A 1975-nucleotide genomic window follows, 5' to 3' on the forward strand; every position below is an offset into this window, starting at 1 on the left:
ACAGACGGCAATCTGGCGAGTGCGGTTCAGGAGCAACCCTATACCGCCCCTTCTCCGCTTTCGCCAGTACGAATGCGAACCACCTGCTCGACGGGCGAGACGAAAATCTTGCCGTCGCCCACCTCGCCGGTACGGGCGGTATTGCAAATAAGTTCGACGGTGGAATTGACCTTATCATCCTCGACGACCACGGTGAGCATGATCTTCGGCAGCATGTTCACGATAACCTCGCTGCCGCGGTAGTACTCTTTCCAGCCATGCTGATTTCCGCAACCCTGCACCTGGGAAATAGTCATGCCTTTGATGCCAGCCTCGAGAAACGCATCCTTGAGCGCTTCAAGCTTCGCCGGGCGAACGATGGCTTCAATCTTTTTCATCGATGGCTCCTTTCGAATTTCCGAGCTACCAGTTAGTCCAGGCCATTGAACGCGGGGTATGCGCTCTCGCCGTGCTCGCGAGCATCAAGGCCTTCGGCTTCTTCCTCGGCGGACACGCGCAAGCTGCCCTTAAACAGAACCTTCACCACAAGGCCGATGATGGCCGACATTACAGCAACGAACACGATGGTGATAAGGATGCCCTCGATCTGAGCGATGAGCAGCGTGGGATCACCGGTGTACAGCAGGCCGCCGAAGTCGGTCCAGGAGAGGTCGGGCACGCAGAAGATGCCGGTGAGCACGCCGCCCACCATGCCGCCGATGCCGTGGCAGCCGAATGCGTCAAGAGCATCGTCATAGCCAAGCTTCGGCTTGAGGAACGCCATGGCCGAATAGCAAATGGGGGAAACGATGAGGCCCATGACAACAGCGGCCCACACATCAACGAAGCCAGCAGCCGGGGTGATGACGACCAAGCCGGCAACGATGCCCGTGCATGCGCCAACAAGCGTCGCCTTGCCAGAGCGCAGACGCTCAACAATCATCCAGGAAATCATGGCGGCAGCAGGTGCAACCATAGTGTTGAGGAACGCGAGCGCAGCAACGCCATCGGCGGCGAATGCAGAAGCGCCGTTGAAACCGAACCAGCCGAACCACAGAAGCGAAGCGCCCAGGGCAACAAAGGGAATGTTGTGCGGGCGATAGCTCATCATGCCGTAGCCGCGACGCTTGCCGAGCAGCACGCACAGGATGAGACCCGTAAGACCAGAAGAGATATGCACAACGTCGCCGCCAGCGAAGTCGAGCGCACCAATGGTGTCGCCGATGAGCGAGCCGTCGCCACCCCACACCATGTGGGCCAAGGGGGCATACACGAGCAACAGCCAAATAGAGATGAACGCGAGCACCGCACCAAACTTCATGCGGCCAGCCAAGGAGCCCGTGATAATAGCGATGGTGATAATGGCGAACGCAGCCTGGAAAGCGACGTCAACGAGCACGGGGTACGTGTCGTGGGAAAGCGCCAGATCGCTGCCGCCCAGCATGTTATCGAGCAGCCCCACGCAGAAGATCTGGTCGAAACCGCCGAAGAACGGACAGCTGCCGTCGCCGCCGTAGGCGAACGACCAGCCGGCCACAATCCACAACACGCCGACGAAACCAATTACGGCGATTGACATGAACATGGTGTTCAGCACATTTTTGCGGCGAGAAAGGCCGCCGTAGAAAAATGCAAGTGCAGGCGTCATCAAGAACACCAACATCGCGCCCAGAATCATGAATCCGGTGCTGCCTGGATCAAACATGATTGCTCCCTTCTTCCGGCGGGCGCATTGATTGCCGTTTGTGGAGCGGCCGTTCCCCATGCGTTTCCGAAATAAGGCTCGCGAAACCGAATATTCGAAAATGGCCTCTCCACACCCGGCGTTTTGTGCGCCCATGGATATGACGCACTTCATTATGGGGAGCTTCGACGCGCGCAAGGGGCGCACAAAGATGAGTTAACGGCTGAAAAACCAAGCCGTAACAAAGGCGAAACTGGCGTTACGAACAGGAAATATTCAAGTAATGAGGACGAAATAAACGCGCGCGTCTCC

General features: G+C 57.8%; 2 protein-coding genes. Both read right to left on the reverse strand.

From position 1 onward, the window contains the following. Positions 1-38: 38 nt before the first annotated feature. Complete coding sequence (locus ACWI8T_RS09855) at positions 39-377, reverse strand: P-II family nitrogen regulator (RefSeq protein WP_114614667.1); 339 nt, start codon at positions 375-377, stop codon at positions 39-41. A gap of 32 nt (positions 378-409) precedes the next feature. After that, positions 410-1684, reverse strand: a complete 1275-nt coding sequence (locus tag ACWI8T_RS09860) for an ammonium transporter (RefSeq protein ID WP_329932700.1) — start codon at positions 1682-1684, stop codon at positions 410-412. Positions 1685-1975 lie beyond the last annotated feature (291 nt).

The organism is Slackia sp. (assembly GCF_977041755.1).